At 38.8% G+C, this 892-nt stretch carries 1 protein-coding gene; it reads right to left on the reverse strand.

Going from position 1 to position 892, the window contains the following annotated elements:
* Positions 1-217: 217 nt before the first annotated feature.
* On the reverse strand, positions 218-796 hold the full coding sequence (locus ACFIK8_RS10470; RefSeq protein ID WP_014924217.1) for an adenylate kinase: 579 nt from the start codon (positions 794-796) through the stop codon (positions 218-220).
* Positions 797-892: the final 96 nt, after the last annotated feature.

Below are 892 nucleotides of genomic sequence, written 5' to 3' on the forward strand. Positions count from 1 at the left end.
TATTTGTCGGGATATTGACGCCAGCAATACGAGCCACGCCTATTCTCCTTGGTTATGTTGATAATTAACCATAAAATACCTGATGTACCTTATAGAAAAAACTGATCCGGCATAAATATTCTCCGAATCCGATTATTTTACTGAAATAAATTAAAAGAGTTTTTGATAGATTTCACCGCAAAAGTCAACTCTTTTCATTTATTTCTAAAAAAAATCCTTATTTAAAAAACCCTCTAATCACCCGTGATACCTCAGTAACAGCCATCATGCCATCAACAACCTTTAACAATCCCCTCTCTGAATAAAATTTCGATAAAGGTGCTGTTTTCTCACGGTATTCCACTAATCGTTTTGCAAAAGCAACATGATTATCATCAGAGCGGACCCGCCCACCCACAGCTATTGTTTCCTGAACACGTTTCTTCATTCGCTCAATCAACGCATTTTCATCAACAATCAGCTCAATAACAGCGTCAAGCTGCATATTTTTTGACTGTAAAATCTGTTGCAAAACCTCTGCCTGCCCTACAGTGCGCGGATACCCATCCAAGACAAAACCGTTTATGCAATCGCTTTCATTAATCCGATTCGATACAATTTGATTAACAATGCTATCAGAGACCAAAGCACCTGCATTTATAATAGCTTTAGCTTTTCTGCCAACTTCCGTTTCTCTGCTAATAACTTCACGCAACATATCGCCTGTTGATAACTGAGGGATACGATATTCCTCAGTCAACATCCTAGCTTGTGTACCTTTCCCAGATCCAGGAGGCCCTAAAAAAACAACTCTCATCGGTTCCTTTTACCTCCACGAAGTTTTGACTTTTTAATCAAACCTTCATATTGGTGTGCAACAAGATGCCCTTGAATTTGAGCAACTGTATCAAGC

It is taken from the genome of Bartonella sp. MR168JLCBS, from assembly GCF_042194175.1.